The organism is Vibrio sp. 99-8-1 (genome assembly GCF_013114595.1).
Taxonomy (GTDB): Bacteria; Pseudomonadota; Gammaproteobacteria; order Enterobacterales; family Vibrionaceae; genus Vibrio.
Window position 1 is genome coordinate 1 of record NZ_VTXE01000071.1, and the last position, 1461, is coordinate 1461.

The 1461-nt window shown below is 38.6% G+C and carries 1 protein-coding gene; it reads right to left on the reverse strand.

Annotated elements, in window-relative coordinates; translation table 11 throughout:
• The coding region (locus F0227_RS21675) for a cadherin-like domain-containing protein (RefSeq protein WP_171755330.1) at positions 1–1461 on the reverse strand (1461 nt) is incomplete at both ends.

Below are 1461 nucleotides of genomic sequence, written 5' to 3' on the forward strand. Positions count from 1 at the left end.
ATAAGTGAAAGTGACGTCGCTATCGTCATTTTCCGCTGGAGTATACAACCAAGTACCTTCTGTGCTTCCTTTAACCAAAGAGCCGTTACCAGTGTCGACTTTTAAGTCCGTCACCACGAGATTGTCATTTTCTATATCATTAGCGTTTTCTAATAAGTCAGCACTAGTAATTAGATGAGCACCACTATCCTCAACAATATTTGAAAGAATGACATTATCTGTAGTCGGAGCGTCATTAACAGCAATGATATCTAAGCTTGCTGTACCTTGAACAGATTTTGCATCCAAACTACCCGCTGTCGTACCGTCATCAGTAATGGTATAAGTGAAAGTAACTTCTGTATCATCGTCTTTTGCTGGAATATATACCCAAGTACCAGGCTCACTTCCTGAGCTTAAGGTGCCTTTAGCAGAAACCACCTCCAAATTTGTCACTTTAAGATTATCACCTTCGTGATCACCCGCTTGTTTAAGTAACTCTTCGCTAGTAATTAATTGCCCTTTGTTATCTTCAGCGATCGCATCAAGTGCTACATTTGATGTAGTCGGATCATCGTTAACTTCTATGACTTTGATTGTCGATATAGCTTTATCACTTACTATATCGCCATCATTAACAGTAATTTCAATTATTCGGTCAGTTGTGTCAGGATTTTCACTGTTTGATGTAAAACTTATATTTTTCAGTGCATCTTCATAATCACTTAGTGATGCACTACCCACAAGCGTAAGCGTAAGCGTAAGTGTACCATCTAAATTTACCACTGAAGTACTGCTACGCAGTTCAATACCACTATCTATTGAACCCAGTGCTAAGCTATCACCAATTCTACCATTTGTTAGTGTTATGGTTGCAGATTCTAAATTAGTATCATCAACATCTTTAATTGAAACATCTTGATCCACTATAGAAACAGGACCATCACCCTCTTTAAATACAGTTTGATAATTGACTCCCGCTCCTTTTTCTTCAACACGCAATAAAACATCATTAAAGTCATTTGTAGGATGCAGTGGTAAGTCCTCAATTTCTATTTGAGTTACTGAGCCATCGGTACTATCAACAATTTCAATAAAGTGATCTTCACCATTTGCATTTAAGCTTGGGTTGTCAAAATAAATAGGTTTTGTCACGGTAGTTGAAGAGTTATCTCCTGCTATAACCAATGTTGGAGGCACAGTACTGTTATCAAATGACAGTTGGTCTGCATTGACAGATTTCAACTGAGAATGTCCATCCGCAACGATAAAGAAGTGCAACTCATTAGCTGGGGTATCTAAAGAGGCAATAACGTCCCCAATAGTTTCCCCGCGAGCATCATCAGAAATAATTACAGGATTAACGGGTTTTCCGTCTGCATCATAGGAGTAGACACCAATAACATTATGGAAACCTGCATGTGACCCTTCGAAAATCACGTCAGATGTAGCACCATTAAGGTCTAGTGTTGGTTTGTCATT